Genomic DNA, 17,388 nt, shown 5'->3' with positions numbered 1-17,388 from the left:
AAACTTGTTCGTCGTCTTGCTCATCGTAGACCCTTCCTCTCAGGAGTTAGGGCCTCCGGCAATCCCGGGGCGGTTCAGGCAGTCTAATCAGTCGCCCGTGGCCAAGCCATGGCTTCAGCATTTCTTGGGCCCCGCCGGATTTGTGGACTCGTTTGTGCGTCATTTCGAGTTCCAGTAAGCTTATCAAACCCTCCCCGGATCGAGCCGCAAGCCTACAAGTGCCTTCCCCCTGTAGGAAAGCATAAAGGAACAGAAATAGAACATATCCACCCAAGCGGTGGGCGTCCTGACCGACCCGAACGATGAGAGCGAGCCACGGAATGGGGCTGGAGCTTCGCGTGTCGCAGTTCCGCCCCGATCGCTGATCACATCAGAAGATTTCGAAAGGGCATTAAAAGTGTTTCATACTTTTTTCATACTAGGCACCATCTCCAAGCTAAGTCCTTGAAAAGATGGTGGGCGCGACAGGGATTGAACCTGTGACCCCACCCGTGTGAAGGGTGTGCTCTACCACTGAGCTACGCGCCCGTCCGGCTGGACAGGGGCGCGCCATTGCCACGCAGCAGGTCGATTGGCAAGGGGCCAGTTGCGCGGCGCGCCTCAGCTGGCTCCGAAAAACCCTCCCAGCAGCGCCAGCCATCCGCTGACGCCGGCGGTGCTGCCGGTCCGCACTTCGCGCGGGCATTCGAGGCAATAGGCCTGTACTCCCTGCACACGCGTTAGCCGGTCTAGGTCGGTTGCGACCTGCGCCAGCGCGGCGTTGCGCTGGCGGGCCAGCATGGCGAAGACGTCGGCAGCTCCTTCCGTGTCCTCGGCACTGTCGACCAGCAACTGGCGGATCAGCGAATCATAGCTTGAAGGCGTGGTGCCGAGCCGCTTGGGATACCAGCCGCCATCCTTCAGCCCGGCCTGCTGGGCTGCCCATTCGAGCGCGTCGTCAAGCCCGCCGAACTGGTCGACCAGCCCCAACTGGCGCGCGGTGCCACCATCCCAGACGCGGCCTTGCGCAATGGCATCGAGCCGCTCGGGAGTGATCTTGCGGCCTTCGGAAACGTGGCCAATGAAATCGGCGTAGCTGTCTTCGACCGAAGCTTGCAGGATCGCATCGACTTCGGGCGCGAAGCCCGCGATGATATCGGGCTGGCCGGACAGCGGCGTGGTGCGCACCCCATCGGAGTAGATGCCGAAGCGTGCGGCGGTCTTCTCGAAGGTCGGGACGACCGCGTAAACCCCGATCGAGCCAGTGACCGTCTCAGGCTGGGCGAAAATGCGGTCGCCGATCGAGGCAATCGAATAGCCGGCGCTCGCAGCGACATTGGCCATCGAAATCGCCACCGGGATATCCAGCGCCTTGTGGCGCAGGATAGCGCGGCGGATCTGTTCGGAAGCGGTTACCGAGCCGCCCGGCGTGTCGATCCGTACCACCAGCGCGGCCAGATCGTCATCGAGCGCATCGTCGAGCAGTTCGGCAATACGGTCGGCGCCGGCGGTGCCAGGGCCTGCGTCGCCGTCAACCACGTCGCCCGCAATGGTTATGATCCCGATCGGGCGGCCATGCTTGCCCGGCTTGGTGTCGACCAGATAGGGGCCAAGATCGGTCGAAGCGAATGCGCCGGGCTCACTGCTCCAGTCGTCCTCGCCCGCAACTTCCGCCACGCGCGCACCCCATTCGGTGCGATCGCCCAGCTTGTCGACCAGCCCGGCGGTGCGCGCGGCCTGCGCCAAATCACCTTTCGCGGCCTGCACCCAGCCGACCGGGTCTTTGGTGACAAGGTCAAGATCGGCAGCGGGGCGCGCTTTCTTCACATTGGCTTTCCATTCTTCCCACATCGCGCCGTAAAGGCCGGCGATACTCTCGCGCGCCTCGTCCGAGAATCCGCTGCGGGTATAGGGTTCGGTCGCGGCCTTGTATGTGCCCACGCGGTAGACGCGCGCGTTCACGTCGAATTGCTTGAGGAGGTCTCCGAAGAACAGGTAGGAGCCGCCCGGCCCTCCAACCACCGCGCCGCCGATTGGATCGACCCACACTTCGCTGGCGTGGGCGGCGAGGTGCAGGGCGTCATCGCCATAGGCGAAGGAATAGACCAGCACCGGCTTTTTCGCAGCGCGCACTCGCGCCATCGCTTCACCCACTTCCTGCAAGTGGACTTGCCCGCCACCCAGGAAACGCGAAAGATCGAGCGCGACCGCCTTGATCCGGTCATCGCCTGCGGCTGAATCCAGCGCGCGAACCAGTTCGCCAACCTCATATTCGGCCACCGGGGCTTGCTGGCTCAGCAGTGCCTCGAACGGATCAATCACGGATTTCTCTTCGACGACATAGCCGTCAAGCTCGATCAGCAGCGCGCCTTCGCGCACCATGCCAGGGCTGGGCCGTGCGGACAGGATCGCGAACAGCAGCGCGAAGAACAGCAGCATGAACAGAAGGACAAGCCCGTCCTTGATGCCGACCAGCAGCCGCCAAACCTTTCCAGCGAAACTCATATTCCGTCGATCCCGTTGCGTTGATTGGCTTTAACTAAGGGCGAAAGTGCAAACTTCCACTTAATTCGGGCGCAGGAAATGGTCGAGCGGGTGATATCGCTCGCCGAACGGCTTTGGGTGCGGAGAATGCGGATTCCCACTGGACGGTTGGTTAAATCCAACCTAGAGCGCCGTTCCATGCATGACCTGCTCCACGAAATCGAACAATTCTGCCTCCGAAACGGCATGTCGGAGACGCGCTTCGGGGAACTGGCGCTTAACGACAAGCCCTTCGTCTCACAGCTGAAATCGGGGCGCGATTTGCGCGGCAGCACTGCTGCGCGATTGCGCCAGTTCATGGCCGAATACGAAGCTGGCCAGTCGGCAAACCTGCCTGCCAATGGCCGATTTCCCGCAGGACGGCTGGCCTTTCCGCACCGCGACCTGCTCGGCATCGCCCAGCTTGAGCGGCATGAGATTCTTTATGTGCTCGACCAGGCGGAACCCTGGATCGACCTCAACCGGCAAAGCTCCAAACATGCCGATCTCCTGTCTGGCCTGACCATCATCAACGCCTTCTTCGAGAACAGCACGCGCACGTTGCTGAGCTTCGAGATCGCGGGCAAGCGGCTGGGGGCGGATGTCGTCAACATGCACGCAGCCCAGTCGAGCGTGAAGAAGGGCGAGACGCTGATCGACACCGCGATCACTCTCAATGCCATGCGTGCCGATGCGATCGTGATCCGACATGCGTCGAGCGGGGCGACCCAGCTGATCGCCAGCAAGGTCGATTGCCCGGTGCTCAATGCGGGCGACGGGCAACACGAGCACCCGACGCAGGCGCTTCTCGACGCGCTGGCCTTGCGGCATGCGCTGCGCGAACGGGGCGAGGCGGCAGAGGATTTCACCGGGCTAACGGTCACGATCTGCGGCGATATCCTGCACAGCCGCGTTGCGCGCTCAAACCTGCTGTGCCTGCAGGCACTGGGCGCCACCGTGCGGCTCTGCGCGCCGCCCGCGCTGATGCCTGCAGGGGTTGAAGCGCTTGGCGCGCAGCCGTTCCACGATTTCGACGCCGCGTTGGCGGGCAGCGACGTGGTGATGATGCTCCGGCTCCAGACCGAACGGATGCAGGGGCAGTTCATTCCCTCGCCGCGCGAATACCACCACCTCTACGGCCTCACGAAGGAGCGGTTGAAAGGCGCCGCACCCGATGCGCTGGTGATGCACCCCGGGCCGATGAACCGCGGAGTCGAGATCGACAGCGATGTTGCCGATCTGATCGACCGTTCGATCATCACGCGCCAGGTGGAAATGGGCGTGGCGATCCGCATGGCATGCCTGGACATCCTCACCCGGCGGGCGCGGCAGGTGGAGGGCTGGGCATGAAGCAGACTGCACCAGTCAGGATCACCAATGGCCGCGTTGTCACCGCCAGCGGCATCGTCGAGGGCGGCGTGCGGTTGGTCGAAGGACGGATCGAAGCGGTCGGCCAGGTCGCTTCGCAGTCCGGTGACGAAGTTGTCGACGCGCGCGGCAAGCTGGTCGCGCCCGGCCTCGTCGATTTCGGCACCTTCGCGATCGACAAGCCCGCGTGCCATTTCGGCGGGATCACCCGCGCTGCGCTGATGCCCGACCAGTCGCCCCCGCTCGATCTGCCGAGCCGGGTCAGCTACATCGCCAAGAGCGGCAAGCCCGACCTGTGGGTGCACCCGCTGGCCGCTGCCACGCGTGGTCTCGAAGGCAGCGAACTCGCAGAGATCGGCCTGATGAAGGAAGCGGGCGCGCGCGGTGTCGCGACCGGGCGGCGCTGGATCGGCAATAGCGGAGCGATGCTGCGGCTGCTGCAATATGCGGCCATGCTGGATCTGGTGGTGGTGAGCCATGCCGAGGATGCCGGGCTGGCCGGTGACGCAGTCGCGACCGCCGGCGAGATGGCGACGCGGCTTGGACTTCCGAGCGCCCCGGCAGAGGCCGAAACGCTGGCGGTGGCGCGCGACATCGCGCTCGCCGAGATCTGTGGGGCCCGGCTCCATATCCGGCAGGTGACCACCGCCGCTGCGCTCGAGCTGGTGCGTGCAGCGAAGCGTCGCGGGGTTACAGTCACGGCGGGCGTAACCCCGGCCCATTTCATCCTGTCCGACCTTGCGACGGCGGAATTCCGCAGCTTCGCGCGGCTTTCGCCTCCGCTGCGCAGCGAGGCGGACCGGCAGGCAGTGATTGCCGCGATCGGCGACGGGACGATCGACGTGATCGCTTCGGGCCATGATCCGCGCGGGCCGGAAGACAAGCGCCTGCCCTTTGCCGATGCCGAACCCGGCATGGCCGGGGCCGAAACGCTGCTGGCGATGACGCTCACGCTGGTGCGCGATGGCGTGATCGACCTGCCCCGTGCCTTCGATCTTCTCGCTGCCGCACCGGCGCGGCTGCTGGGCGTGGCCGCCGGGGCGATCGAGGTGGGGTGCGAGGCGGATATCGCGCTGGTCGATCCGGAAAAGCCGTGGATCGTCGACCGCGCGAAGATGGCCGCCACCGCCGATAATACGCCTTTCGACGGCCAGCCGGCGCAGGGGCGCGCGACGGCCTTGTGGAAGGGCGGCGTCAGGATCGCCTAGGCTCGGCTTCTCTTTTCGCTCCGATAGCGGTATCAGCCCGCACAGGGTCGTGTTCCTAATGGAGGGGAGGGGAACATGGCGACACATGGCCAAATCCAGCCTGCGTCCGGTGCCCGAGCGCCGTCGCTGACGGCTTTCATCGACCGCTGGATCTACGTTTTCATGGCGGTATTGCTCACCCTCACGGTGCTGATTGGCTTCGTTCCGGATTCGCTCAACAAGATTGCTGCCGTTCAGGCCGGGATGCGCCCGCCGTTTCCAATGGCTCTGCATGTCCATGCAGTGCTGATGGGCAGCTGGATGCTGCTCTTGCTCGCGCAGACGACGTTGATGGCGACGGGGCGGCGAGATTGGCACATGCAGCTGGGTGTGCTGGGGATGGTCCTCGCACCTGCGCTGGTGCTGGCCGGTGTGGTCCTGGTTCCCACGAATATAGCGACGAATATTGCCTTTGCTGCCAACGTACCTGAAGCGCAGGATGGCCTTGCCGAAGGGCTGGTATTCAGCGTCAATATCGCTCTCGTCCAGCTGCGAGTGGGCATCTGCTTCCTGCTGTTCGTGGTTCTGGCCCTGCGCGCGCGCAAGCTCGATTCGGGTTTGCACAAGCGGTTGATGATCCTCGCGACTGTCACTCCGCTGGGAGCGGCGACGTCGCGGATGGCGTTCCTGCCAAACACATTACCGGAATCTACGGAAACGACACTTCTTTGGCCGATCTTGTTCGCGGTTCCCATGTTCCTGTGGGATCTCTATCGGCAGCGGACCATCCACCGCGCCTACTGGATATTTGCAGCTGTCATGCTGCCGAGCGGAATCCTGGTACAGTGGCTGTGGAACTCGGCATGGTGGCAGTCCGTCGGTGCGCGCCTCCTCTACTGACGAAAAACCCCCGGAGCCTTGCGGCACCGGGGGCATTCACGCTGAAGTTCAGGAACAGAGCGTTAGCGCGAAGCGACGCGAACCCCGCGATCCACTGCGCCGGGAAGCGGGCGGCTCGCCGCATAGGCGATGCAGCCTTTGCCGCCGGACTTGATCGTCTGGCACATGGCGCTGGCGCTGCGCGCGCCATAGCCAGCTGCAGCAACTCGGTAATAGGTCTTGCCGCGCACCACCGCTTCGGTGATCACGACGTCGCGGCCCGAAAGCTGCGGATAGCGGGTCTGGTAGATGCCCCAGGCGCGCTCTGCGCTTGCGCGGCTGGCAAAGCTGCCCAACTGCACCAAGTGCGTGTTCGAGCTGCTGTCGGCAGTCGCGGCCATGCGGCGCTGCGACGAGCTGGCGGCGAGGCGCGAAGCGGGTGCGGCCGGCTTGGCGGCGGGCTTCTTGTAGTCGCTCGGCAGCTGCTGCACGACCGGGCCGCTTACCACGCGTTGAGCCGGAGCGGCAGCGGGCTTGGGCGCCACAGGTGCATCGTCCTGCGCGAAAGCGACCGCAACCGTTTGTACCGGTGCGGGCTTGGGCGAAGGGGCAGGAGCCGGTGCTTCGACCGGTTGCGCCACGGCAACCTGCGGCACTTCGCTGGCGGCGAGTTCGGGCCCGTCGATATCATCCGCCGCGTGGGCCACCATCTGGCCGTGACTAGGGAAATTGGCGAGCGCGAGCTGGGCAGGCTGGCCGCCGTCATAGGACGGGGCGACCTGCAGCAGGTTGGCGACGCGCTGCTGGTAGAATTCCGGCGCGGCAAGCTGCGCCCATTCGCCGATGCGGTCCGAGACCATGTCGGCCGGGACGTCTTCCGCGACCATGACGCGCGCGGCGCGCCAATTGCCCTGCAACGCATAGGCATAGGCGAGGTTCTGGCGCAGTTTGGCGCTCGACTGGCCGCTGCGCAGCGCATCCGAAAGCACGGCCACGCCTTCATTGGCATCGCCCGCAAGCGCAAGCCCGAGGCCGAGGTCGGCCGGGTCGATGTCGTTACGGCCTCCGTCGAGCGCATTCACCGCTTCGCGGCTGTTGCCTAGCGCGATTTGTGCGAGCGCATAGCTCAGCACGGTGCGCGGATCGCTGTCACCCAGTTCCATCGCATCGCTGAAGCTGGTCGCGGCGGCCTGGAAGCGGCCCGCCTCGAGATAGGCAGCGCCCAGCAGCGCGCGGCTCTGCGCATTGCGCGGATCGGCCAGCACGGCGCTTTCGGCATGGCTCACGGCCTTGCTGAACTGACCCTTTTCAAGCGCGACCTGCGCCTTGGCAGCCGATGCCTGAGCCGGTGGAGCGGCCGAAGTGGCGCAACCCGACAGCGCGATGCTGACGAGTGCAGTGCTGACCGCAAGGGCGATCTTCGGCTTGTTGATGGCGGTGTGGCTCATTGGGTCATCCCCTCAGTTCACGCATTTCCAGTCACTTGCGCGTCATCTTGGCAGCAAGCGTATCCAGGTCTTCGATCTCGGCCAGCAACTGGTCGAGAGCATCGGTCACAATCTGCTGTGCGCTTTCGCCCTTGATCGTGGCAGCGAGGCGCAGCTTGAGATGGCGCTGCGCATCGAGGCGCAGAGTGAAGGCGGCGCGCTTGCCGCGTTTCGAGGCGGCGCTGCGCTTGGCCGGTGCGGCGGTACGGGCAGAAGCAAGCCGGATCGCCGGCGCCTCGTCATTCGATGGCGGCGTCAGCTGCACGACATTGGCATGTTCTTCACCACCCATGTCGTTCCAGCCGAGGTCTTCGAGATTTGCGGTCGAAGCATCGGGGATCGGCGCGAGCTGCGGGCGCATCGCGGGCTTGGCACCACCTTTGCGGGCCAGCAGCGTCGGGCTCAGGGAAGCAAAGCTGCCTTCGGTCATGGCCCGCGCTCCTTACTGAGCGACGCGGCGGCCGAAACCGCCTGCAGGACGGTGCACGCCTGGCAGCTGCGACTGCGAACCCGGAGCAGCGAACACGGTGCGTCGGAAATTCTTCTCGAGCCGGTCCGAAATATACTTCCACAGCGCGGTCACTTCCGCGGCGCTGCGGCCTTCGGGGTCGACTTCCATCACGGTGCGGCCGTCGATCATCGAGGCCGCGAAATCGGTGCGGTGGTGCAGCGTGATCGGGGCCACCGTGCCGTGCTGCGACAGCGCGACTGCGGCTTCCGACGTGATCTTGGCCTTGGGCGTTGCGGCATTGACCACGAACACCAGCGGCTTGCCGGCGCGTTCGCACAGGTCGACGGTCGCACCCACGGCGCGCAGATCGTGCGGGCTCGGGCGGGTAGGCACCACGATCAGTTCGGCGACAGAAATGACCGACTGGATTGCCATGGTGATGGCCGGCGGCGTGTCGATCACGGCCAGTTTGAAGCCCTGCTGGCGCAGGACCTGCAGGTCGTTCGCCAGGCGCGCCACAGTGGTCTGGGCGAAGGCGGGATATTCCGCTTCACGCTCGTTCCACCAGTCGGCGAGCGACCCTTGCGGGTCGATGTCGATCAATACCACCGGGCCAGCGCCTGCGCGCTGGGCCTGGACGGCGAGGTGTCCGGACAGGGTCGTCTTACCCGATCCGCCCTTCTGCGATGCCAATGCAAGTACTCGCAACGCCTGGTTCCCCCTGGTTAGCCCTTCAAAAGATGCCGCAACCAATGCGGCTTCAAACAGGGGGATGGCAGTATACCCCTAATTTTGGGTTAACGCCGATGTGCCTGAGGCAGGGTTTCGGAGCGCCTGCAGGGCCTTGCCTGTGTCGCAATACATCGCGCGCGGCTTTCCAAAGGGATGCAGCGTGTTATGAGTGCAAACCGCAGGGGATTAAGGGGAATTCGATGAATCACGCAGACATGCCGGCAGCGAACGCTGGCGCGGGTACGGTCGCACCGGTGGTGGGGGCGGACCGGATCGGAAGCCTCGATTTCATCCGCGGGCTGGCGGTGATGGGCATCCTTGCGGCGAATATCGTCGCCTTCGGCCAGCCCTCCAGCGCCTATATGTTCCCCGATGCCTTCCTTGTGCCCAGCGGCGATCAAAGCGGCTGGCTGTGGATTTCCCAGTTCGTCCTGATCGACGGCAAGATGCGCGGACTATTTACTCTCTTGTTCGGCGCCGGACTGTATCTCTTCATGGAACGTGCATGGGCGCGCGGCTCGACGCGCTGGCTACAGGCGCGGCGGCTCTTCTTCCTGCTGCTGTTCGGGCTCGCGCATTTCTTCCTGGTCTGGTTCGGCGACATCCTGACCTATTATGCCTTGTGCGGCTTCATCGTGCTGCTTTGCCTGCGCTGGAGCATCAAGACGCAGCTGGTCGTCGGGCTGGGCGGCTATATGCTCGGCGCGCTCGCCTATGCTGCGATCTTCGTCCCGCTCCATTTCATCGCCGATACGCCGATGGGCGACGCTGCGTCGCTGACCGAAATTCGCTCGAGCCTCGAGGAATCGAAGGCTGACGCATTTGCGGAAGACGCAGTCGAAATCGGCCTGATATCCTCGGGCGACTATTCCGGTTTCGTCGCGCACCGGATCACCGAGCACACATTCGAACCGCTCGCCAACGTGCTGCTGTTCTGCATGGAAAGCATCCCGCTGATGCTGATCGGCGTGGCGCTTTACCGGCTCGGCTTCTTCGGGGGAGGGTTCGAAAGGCGCGACATGATCCGCTGGGGCTGGGTCGGGCTCGCGGTCGGCGGGGCGATTCATATCGCCATTGCGCTTTGGGCCCGGCAGGTCGGCTTCACCTATTACGGCAATCTGGCCGCCTTCATGGGGTTCAGCCCCTTGCCGCGGCTGTTCATGGTGCTGGGACTGGCCGCATTGCTGGTGGCCTATTCGCCCGGCTGGACCGGGTGGCTGGGCCAGCGGATCGTGGCGGCGGGGCGCGCGGCCTTCAGCAATTATCTCGGCACGTCGATCGTGATGCTGTTCGTGTTTCACGGTTGGGCGCTCGGCCTGTATGGCGAACTCAACCGCCCGCAGCTTTACCTTGTCGTGCTGCTGGCCTGGGTGGCGATGCTGGCATGGTCGAAGCCATGGCTCGCGCGCTTCCGCTATGGCCCGCTCGAATGGCTGTGGCGCAGCCTCACTTACGGGAAGCTGTTCGCGTTGCGGCGATAGCTGACGCACCTGCGTAGGCAGGTGCTAAATACAAATTCTACTTGCTATTGAGAATAGTTCGCATATTTCTATTCCTGCGAATCACTCGCAGGAGTCTGTCGCCGATGTATGTGTGCATCTGCAATGCTATCCGCGAAACCGAACTGCGCCGCGTTGCTCGGCGCACGTCGGGCGATGCCGAGGCGGCCTATGCCGCGCTGGGCAAGCGCCCCAATTGCGGCACCTGCCTGATGGATGCTGACGCGATCGTGTTCGAAGAGCGCGAACTGGCCTGCAAGCCGATCGCCGCCTGAGCGGATTCTGCGCTAACGCAAATCGCTCGCAAGTGGCGGAATTCCGCCATTTTTCGTCAGCTTCCCTTGTCTTTCCGGTCGCCCCGGCGCATAAAACGGCACTCATCCGGGAAGCAAGGGAGCCGCGCCATGAAGGGCGACGCAACAGTCATCGAATTCCTCAACAAGGCGCTCACCAACGAGCTGACCGCGATCAACCAGTACTGGCTGCATTACCGCGTGCTGGCCGATTGGGGCGTGTCGCGGCTCGCGGAATATGAGCGGCACGAATCGATCGACGAGATGAAGCACGCCGACCAGCTGGCCGAGCGGGTGCTGTTCCTGGGCGGGCTGCCCAATTTCCAGGCGATCCACCGGCTGAAAGTGGGCGAGACGGTCGAAGAAATCCTCAAGGCCGACCTTGCGATGGAGGAAGAGGCAATCCCCTTGCTGCGCGATGCGATCGAGCATTGCGAGAAGGTGCGCGACTATGTCAGCCGCGACCTGTTCGCCGCCATCCTCGAAAGCGAGGAGGAGCATGTCGATTTCCTCGAAACCCAGTTCGAGATGATCGGGCGGATGGGCCTGCAGAACTACGTGCAGCTGCAGAGCAAGCCTGCCGAGGATTGATTGGCGGCGGGTCAGCCAGCCGTCCGGATTGCCGCACCGGCCTTGCCTATCTAATTGACACTACTGTCAATGGGGTGCAGACGCCTCACATGGGAACGCCAGATTTATCTGGGGTCGCGCTTCCTTTTCACGGGTCGCAGTAACCTGAGAATGAGGGAGTACGAATATGAAGACCATCCTTAAGTCGATCGGCTTTGCAAGTGCGGCTGCCACTGCCTTGGCCTTTGCGTCGCCGGCGGCGGCCCAGCTCAAGGCCTGGGAAGACTATACGCCGCAACAGACCGTGATCGAACTGACCTATGTGAAGGTCGACGAAGGCCAACTGGACACCTATCTCGAAGGCCTCCGGCAGACCTGGGTAAAGGCCAATGAAGTGTCGAAGAGCCTGGGCCAGATCACCGACTATGGCATCTACACCGTGCCTTACGGCAGCAATGAAGTGAACCTCGTGCTGCGGATCAACTATCCCAACATGGCGTCGCTCGACGCCGACAAGGCCGAATACGACAAGTTCATGACCGCATGGGGCAATGCCAATATGGCAAACAGCAACAAGACCGTGCGCGAAGTCTACAACAACATCCGCAAGATCAAGGGCACTTACATCCTGCGCGAACTGCGGATGAACACCAAGTAACTCTCGGCATTATGCGGTAACAATGGGGGCGGGGCGCATTGCGCTTCGCCCCTTTTGCTGCGGGATGTCAGTCGTCCTGAGGTTCGGCGATATCGGCTGTCGTTTGGCTCTGCCGCACATATCCGCGCGCTGCCACCAGCGTTTCGACCACGAAATGCAGCAGCCCGGTGATCAGGAAGCCCATGGTTGCGATCCAGGCCAGCGCTGTCACCGTGCCGATCTGCGGCTTGATGAAGGCGCTGACGAACAGCAGCGCCACCACCACGCAGATCGTCAGTCCGGCTATGGTGCTGAACATCACCGCGCGTTGCGCCAGCAACCGGCGGCGGCGAAGCCAGGCCAGTTCGCTGTAATCGCGCGGCGTCTGTTCCTCTTCCATCCGCTCTTCGAGCCGCTCGATCCGCTCGGCGACCCAGATCAGCCGCGTCATCATCACGTTCATGATCGCGCCGATTGCCGCGAGGAGAAACGCCGGCGTCAGGCTCAGTCGCACGATCTCCTGAACGCGCAGCGTGCTCGCGGTGCGTTCCAGCAAATCGGTGGCGATATTGCCGCTTGAAGCGAGGAGATCGAGCATGCCCGGCGTGGTCCCTGATCCTTGGCCCTAATCCTTGGCGTAAGGGTTCTTCGGGCTCTTCAATACCACACGCACGGGCACTGCGTCGAAGCCAAGGTTCTTGCGGATCCCATTGACGAGGTAACGCTCGTAGCTCTTGGGGAGCATGTCGAGCCGCGTCCCGAACACCACGAAGCGCGGCGGGCGGTTGCCTGCCTGCGTGATGTAGCGCAGCTTGATGCGCTTGCCGCCGGGCGCCGGCGGCGGGTTGGCTTCGAGCGCGTCGTCGAACCAGCGGTTGAGCGCCGCGGTGGGCACGCGCTTCGACCAGCTTTCGCGAAGTTCGAAGGCGGCGCGCAGCAGGTCGTCGAGCCCCTTGCCGGTCTTCGCGCTCACCGCAAACAGCGGCAGCCCGCGCACCTGCGCCAGCCCTTCGTCGAGCGCATGGCGGATGCCGTTGAACAGCTTCGACGGGTCTTCGGCGACGTCCCACTTGTTGATCGCCACCATCAGCGCGCGGCCTTCCTGCAGCACCATGTCGGCGATCTTGAGATCCTGGTGTTCGAGGCCCTGCGTCGCATCGAGCAGCAGCACCACCACTTCGGCGAAATCGACTGCGCGGCGGGCATCGGCGACCGAGAGCTTTTCCAGCTTCTCGACCACATTGCGCTTCTTGCGCATCCCGGCGGTGTCGATCAGCCGCACATCGCGCACGTCACCCGATTTCGGATCGGTCCACTGCCAGTCGACCGCGATCGAATCGCGCGTGATTCCCGCCTCGGGGCCGGTCAGCAGCCGGTCTTCGCCCAGCAGGCGGTTTATCAGGGTCGATTTGCCCGCATTGGGCCGCCCCACGATGGCGAGCTTGAGCGGGCCGAGCGGAGCCTCCTCGCCTTCGCTCAGCGCGAACTCGGCTGCGGTTTCCGCAGCTTCGGCCTTTGCCCCGATGATCGGCCACAGCGCGCCGAACAGGTCGGCCACGCCTTCGCCATGCTCCGCCGAGATGGCGATCGGTTCGCCCAGGCCCAGCGAATAGCTTTCGAGCACGCCGCCTTCGCCCGCGCGGCCTTCCGCCTTGTTGGCGACCAGCACGACGGGAACGCTTTGCCCGCGCAGCCAGCGTCCGATTTCCTCGTCCAGCGGAGTCAGGCCCGCGCGCGCATCGATCACGAACAGCGCGGCGTCGGCGCCTTCCAGGCTTACTTCGGTCTGCTTGCGCATTCGCCCGGGCAGCGTTTCGGGATCGTCGTCTTCCCATCCGGCAGTGTCGACGATGGTGAAGGCCATGCCCGCGATGTCTGCATCGCCCATGCGGCGGTCGCGCGTCACCCCCGGCTGGTCGTCGACCAGCGCGAGCTTCTTGCCCACCAGCCGGTTGAACAGCGTGGACTTGCCGACATTGGGTCGGCCGATGATGATGACCTGCGGTTTCATTGCTGCCACGCCAGTTGGGCTTTTACCGCCCGCTTGGCAAGCGCCGTCCGGTCGGCTCAGGCCTTGGCCACCGGGGGATTCTCGCCCAGGTCTTCGTACCAGGCTTCGACCGGGCCGGTAAGCTTGATGGTCAGCGGGTTGCCGTGGCGGTCCATGCTCTTGCCCGCCTGCACGCGCACCCAGCCTTCGGAAATGCAATATTCCTCGATGTCGGTGCGGACGCGGTCCTTGAAGCGGATGCCAATGCCGCGCTGCAGCTTGTCGGCATCGAAAAATTCGCTGCGCGGATTCACCGACAGGCGGTCGGGCGGAGTGTCGTTTGTGGAATTCTCGGTCATGCGCGGGCCCTTAGTCGCGTGGAGTGAACCAAACAAGCGGCTTCCGCTTGCCCTTTCGCGTCGGCCCGACTAATGGCGCTCCCCTACACGCGAAGCGGCTTCCGTTTCGCGCGCAGCTTCGTTCGGGCTAGCGGGCGTGGCGGAATTGGTAGACGCGCTGGTTTTAGGTACCAGTATCGCAAGATGTGGGGGTTCGAGTCCCTTCGCCCGCACCAATTCGCTCGAACGTGGCTCTGTCATAGCGAAATTGTTGAAAAGGCATCAGTTTTAATCCCATGCAGATCAAGGAAACGACCAACAAGGGCCTCAAGCGCGCCTATCAGCTGACGATCAAGGCTGGCGATATCGCCGCCAAGATCGAGGCAGAGATCAAGAAGATCGCGCCGCAGGTCCGCATGCCCGGCTTCCGCCCTGGCAAGGTGCCCGCGAATCTCGTCAAGAAGATGCACGGCGAACAGCTGCACGCGCAGACTGTGAACGACGTGATCCGCGAATCGGTCGACAAGCTGATGAAGGACAAGGAGCTGCGCCCCGCGATGCAGCCCCGCATCGAACTGGGCGCAGGCTATGAAGAAGGCAAGGACGCGGAAATCGCGGTCGAGCTGGAAGTGCTGCCGACCATCGAAGCACCGTCGACCGACGGGTTGAAGCTCGAAAAGCTGGTGGTGCCGGTGTCCGACGAAGCCGTCGACGAGGCGCTTCAGGGCATCGCCGGCCAGCAGAAGAGCTACAAGGACGCGCCGAAGACCAAAAAGGCTGCCGAAGGCGACCAGCTGATCATCGATTTCGTCGGCCGACTGGGCGATGAGGAGTTCGAAGGCGGCAAGGCGGAAGACGCTGCGCTGGTGATCGGCTCGGGCCAGTTCATCCCCGGCTTCGAAGAGCAGCTGGTTGGCGCGAAGACCGGCGACAAGAAGACTATCAAGGTCACTTTCCCCGCCGATTATCCGGCCGAGCACCTCGCGGGCCAGGAAGCCGAATTCGACATCACTGTGAAGCAGGTGAAGGTCGAAGGCGAAACCAAGGTTGACGAAGACTTCGCCAAGTCGCTCGGCCTCGAAGGTCTCGACCAGCTCAAGGGCCTGATCCGCGGCCAGCTCGAACAGCAGACCGCCGGGCTTACCCGTACGCAGATGAAGCGCGCGCTGCTCGACCAGCTTGCCGCCGGCCACGATTTCGAAGTGCCCGAAGGCATGGTGAACGCCGAATTCGACCAGATCTGGGCGCAGCTGCAGCAGGAAGCCTCGCGCGAGGAAAACCCGCAGGAAGCGCTCAAGGAAATCCAGAACGAGCGTGACGAATACCGCAGCATCGCCGAGCGCCGCGTGCGCCTGGGCCTGCTGCTGTCGGAAATCGGCCAGGCGAATGGCGTGGAAGTGACCGCGCAGGAAATGAGCATGCTGATCCAGCAGGCTGCCCAGCAGTATCGCCCGGAAGACCGCCAGCGGTTCGTCGACTATGTTCGCCAGGAGCCGATGGCTGCGGCCCAGCTGCGCGCCCCGCTCTATGAAGACAAGGTCGTCGACTTCCTGTTCGACCAGGCCGAAGTCACCGAACGCGAAGTGACGCAGGAAGAGCTCGAAGCCGCGATCGAAGCGGATGAGACCGCCGAGGCGAAGCCCGCTCCGAAGAAGAAGGCTGCTGCCAAGAAGGCTCCCGCCAAGAAGGACGCTCCGAAGAAGGAAGCGGCCAAGGAAGAAAAGCCTGCGGCCAAGAAGGCTCCTGCCAAGAAGCCTGCAGCCAAGAAGGCAGAAGCCAAGCCCGCAGCCGAAAAGAAGCCGGCCGCGAAGAAGGCCCCTGCCAAAAAGGCTGCGGCCAAGAAGTAATCAGCCAGCGTCGGGCGGTCAGTCCGCCGGGCGCCAGGGCTTGAACGAGGGCGTGGGCAGCTGTGCTGTCCGCGCCCTTTCGTATGCGGCGCCCGCTTTCAGCACTTCGTGGTCCTGCCACTTGCCGGCAAAGATGCTGAAGCCCACCGGCAGCCGCTCCACAGCGCCCATCGGCACTGTGAGGTGCGGATAGCCCGCGATCGCCGGGAGCGAGCCTGCGCCTATTCCGCCGCCGAAATTGTCGCCATTGACCAGATCGGTCGACCAGGCCGGCCCGGTGGTCGGCGCGACCAGGAAGCTTACCCGGTGTTCGGCCATCAGGCGGTCGATACCATCTTCGCGGGTTGCCTTGAGATTGGCTTCGAGCGCTTCGCGATAGGCCGCCTCGTCGGTCGTTCCCAGCGCCTGCTCGAACAGGTCCTGCCCGAACCAGCGCAGTTCCTGATCCGCATGCGCGCGGTTGAATGCGACAAGGTCTGCCAGCGTGTCGGGCATCGCCGGGTCATCGAGTGTTGCGAGATAGGCATTCATGTCGCGCTGCAATTCGAAAAGCAGCACGGTCAGCGAGCGGCCCCAGAAGCCCTCGGGATAGCTGTATTCGACATCGACCAGTTCCGCGCCCGCTGCCTCGAGATCGCGCAAGGCCTGTTCGAACAAAGCGGTCACGCCGGGGCGGCGACCGATCTGGTTGCGCATCACGCCGACCCGCACGCCCTTGAGCGAATAGTCGGCAAGGCCCGCGGTGAAATCGGTCGCGTAACGATCCGCATCTGCGGTTGCCGGGTCTGCGGGGTCGCTTCCGGCGATCGCGCCGAGCAGCTGGGCGGCGGCAAATACGCTGCGCGCCATAGGCCCGGCCGTGTCCTGTGTCGCGCTGATCGGCACCACATGGGTGCGACTGACCATGCCGACGGTGGGCTTGAAGCCCACAACGCCGTTCACGCTGGCAGGGCAGGTGATCGAACCGTTGGTTTCGGTGCCGATGGCCGCCCAGGCAAAGCCTGCCGCAACGGCAGCCCCGCTGCCCGAGGACGATCCGCAGGCGTTGCGGTCGATCGCATGCGGGTTGCGCGTGAGGCCGCCCACTGCGCTCCAGCCACTGGTTGAATCATTGTCGCGGATATTGGCCCACTCGGAAAGGTTGGTCTTGCCCAGCACTACGCCGCCAGCGGCGCGCAGCCGCGCGATCATGGGGGCATCGCGGCCGGTCTGATTGTCCTTCAACGCCAGCGAACCGGCGGTGGTCGGCAATTCGCGCGTTTCGACATTGTCTTTCACCAGCACTGTGCGCCCGCCGAGCGAAGTTCCGGCATCGAAGGCTTCACCGGCTTCGCGCCCGGCGTCGGGGTTGAGCGCGATGACGGCGTTGAGCCCGTTTTCTCCATCGTCCAGTTCGAGGATACGCTGGTAGCGTTCGAGCGCATGGCGTTCGGCGATGTTGGGGCTTCCCGGAGGCGGTGCCGCATCCTGCGCGGCGACAGGGACAGAAGCGAGGGCGAGTGCGATCAGCGCGGCGTATGTCTGCATTGGCGCACACTGCCACCATGCGCATCCAATGCAAGCATCCACATGCATTTGGGCAGGGCAAGGGTTAATGCCCTTGAACAT

16 protein-coding genes and 2 tRNA genes are annotated in these 17,388 nt (G+C 64.0%); 9 read left to right on the top strand and 9 right to left on the bottom strand.

All coding sequences use genetic code 11. From position 1 onward, the window contains the following. Positions 1–453 precede the first annotated feature (453 nt). A tRNA-Val gene (locus VRS74_RS07235) sits at positions 454–528 on the bottom strand. Between the two features lie 72 nt (positions 529–600). Then, positions 601–2,484 carry a signal peptide peptidase SppA gene (gene sppA, locus VRS74_RS07230; protein WP_354144568.1) on the bottom strand — a complete coding sequence of 628 codons (1,884 nt, stop codon included), beginning with the start codon at positions 2,482–2,484 and terminating at the stop codon, positions 601–603. A gap of 336 nt (positions 2,485–2,820) precedes the next feature. Here sppA and VRS74_RS07225 point away from each other — a divergent pair, with 336 nt between their 5' ends. The 3 genes from VRS74_RS07225 to VRS74_RS07215 all read left to right on the top strand — a co-directional run bounded on the left by VRS74_RS07225 (position 2,821) and on the right by VRS74_RS07215 (position 5,957). Then, positions 2,821–3,852 (top strand): aspartate carbamoyltransferase catalytic subunit, encoded by a 1,032-nt coding sequence (locus tag VRS74_RS07225; RefSeq protein ID WP_354144581.1) that lies wholly within the window; start codon positions 2,821–2,823, stop codon positions 3,850–3,852. Next, complete coding sequence (locus VRS74_RS07220) at positions 3,849–5,078, top strand: dihydroorotase (protein WP_354144567.1); 1,230 nt, start codon at positions 3,849–3,851, stop codon at positions 5,076–5,078. Before VRS74_RS07225 ends, VRS74_RS07220 begins: the two co-directional genes overlap by 4 nt. A gap of 75 nt (positions 5,079–5,153) precedes the next feature. Then, positions 5,154–5,957, top strand: a complete 804-nt coding sequence (locus tag VRS74_RS07215) for a hypothetical protein (RefSeq protein ID WP_354144566.1) — start codon at positions 5,154–5,156, stop codon at positions 5,955–5,957. Positions 5,958–6,019: 62 nt separating this feature from the next. Here VRS74_RS07215 and VRS74_RS07210 read toward each other — a convergent pair whose 3' ends face one another. Genes VRS74_RS07210 through VRS74_RS07200 form a run of 3 tightly spaced genes read right to left on the bottom strand, consistent with a single transcriptional unit; the run spans position 6,020 to position 8,582 of the window. Further along, positions 6,020–7,384 carry an SPOR domain-containing protein gene (locus tag VRS74_RS07210; protein WP_354144565.1) on the bottom strand — a complete coding sequence of 455 codons (1,365 nt, stop codon included), beginning with the start codon at positions 7,382–7,384 and terminating at the stop codon, positions 6,020–6,022. Positions 7,385–7,415: 31 nt separating this feature from the next. Beyond that, complete coding sequence (locus tag VRS74_RS07205; RefSeq protein WP_354144564.1) at positions 7,416–7,853, bottom strand: hypothetical protein; 438 nt, start codon at positions 7,851–7,853, stop codon at positions 7,416–7,418. A 12-nt stretch (positions 7,854–7,865) separates the two neighbouring features. Beyond that, positions 7,866–8,582, bottom strand: coding sequence for an AAA family ATPase (locus VRS74_RS07200; RefSeq protein WP_165196747.1), 717 nt, complete (start codon positions 8,580–8,582; stop codon positions 7,866–7,868). Between the two features lie 224 nt (positions 8,583–8,806). Here VRS74_RS07200 and VRS74_RS07195 point away from each other — a divergent pair, with 224 nt between their 5' ends. From VRS74_RS07195 to VRS74_RS07180, 4 genes are all read left to right on the top strand, one after another. Further along, on the top strand, positions 8,807–10,087 hold the full coding sequence (locus VRS74_RS07195; RefSeq protein WP_354144563.1) for a DUF418 domain-containing protein: 1,281 nt from the start codon (positions 8,807–8,809) through the stop codon (positions 10,085–10,087). 104 nt (positions 10,088–10,191) lie between these two features. Further along, positions 10,192–10,380, top strand: a complete 189-nt coding sequence (locus tag VRS74_RS07190; protein ID WP_354144562.1) for a (2Fe-2S)-binding protein — start codon at positions 10,192–10,194, stop codon at positions 10,378–10,380. A 129-nt stretch (positions 10,381–10,509) separates the two neighbouring features. Further along, on the top strand, positions 10,510–10,989 hold the full coding sequence (gene bfr / locus VRS74_RS07185) for a bacterioferritin (RefSeq protein ID WP_354144561.1): 480 nt from the start codon (positions 10,510–10,512) through the stop codon (positions 10,987–10,989). 166 nt (positions 10,990–11,155) lie between these two features. Continuing rightward, positions 11,156–11,626 (top strand): hypothetical protein, encoded by a 471-nt coding sequence (locus VRS74_RS07180; protein WP_354144560.1) that lies wholly within the window; start codon positions 11,156–11,158, stop codon positions 11,624–11,626. Between the two features lie 67 nt (positions 11,627–11,693). On the opposite strand, the gene VRS74_RS07175 is transcribed toward VRS74_RS07180, so the two are convergent. Genes VRS74_RS07175 through VRS74_RS07165 form a run of 3 tightly spaced genes read right to left on the bottom strand, consistent with a single transcriptional unit; the run spans position 11,694 to position 13,954 of the window. Next, a complete protein-coding gene (locus VRS74_RS07175; protein WP_354144559.1) occupies positions 11,694–12,203 on the bottom strand; it encodes a DUF2721 domain-containing protein in 510 nt (169 codons plus the stop codon). A 27-nt stretch (positions 12,204–12,230) separates the two neighbouring features. Next, positions 12,231–13,616 carry a ribosome biogenesis GTPase Der gene (der, locus tag VRS74_RS07170; RefSeq protein WP_354144580.1) on the bottom strand — a complete coding sequence of 462 codons (1,386 nt, stop codon included), beginning with the start codon at positions 13,614–13,616 and terminating at the stop codon, positions 12,231–12,233. 56 nt (positions 13,617–13,672) lie between these two features. Beyond that, positions 13,673–13,954: a DUF3297 family protein gene (locus VRS74_RS07165; RefSeq protein ID WP_354144558.1), complete on the bottom strand. Its 282-nt coding sequence runs from the start codon at positions 13,952–13,954 to the stop codon at positions 13,673–13,675. A 130-nt stretch (positions 13,955–14,084) separates the two neighbouring features. Between VRS74_RS07165 and VRS74_RS07160 the strand changes: the two genes are divergently transcribed. Further along, positions 14,085–14,169, top strand: a tRNA-Leu gene (locus VRS74_RS07160). Between the two features lie 60 nt (positions 14,170–14,229). After that, entirely contained in the window at positions 14,230–15,780 is a 1,551-nt protein-coding gene (gene tig, locus VRS74_RS07155) for a trigger factor (protein ID WP_354144557.1), read from the top strand. Between the two features lie 18 nt (positions 15,781–15,798). Here the strand turns inward: tig and VRS74_RS07150 are convergent, their stop codons facing one another. Continuing rightward, positions 15,799–17,307: an amidase gene (locus VRS74_RS07150; RefSeq protein WP_354144556.1), complete on the bottom strand. Its 1,509-nt coding sequence runs from the start codon at positions 17,305–17,307 to the stop codon at positions 15,799–15,801. Between the last annotated feature and the right edge of the window lie 81 nt (positions 17,308–17,388).

The sequence above is a fragment of the Altererythrobacter litoralis genome, from assembly GCF_036324225.1.
GTDB lineage: Bacteria > Pseudomonadota > Alphaproteobacteria > Sphingomonadales > Sphingomonadaceae > Erythrobacter > Erythrobacter litoralis_A.
Note: the sequence above shows the minus strand (reverse complement) of the source record. Positions and strands in the feature narration are given on the sequence as shown.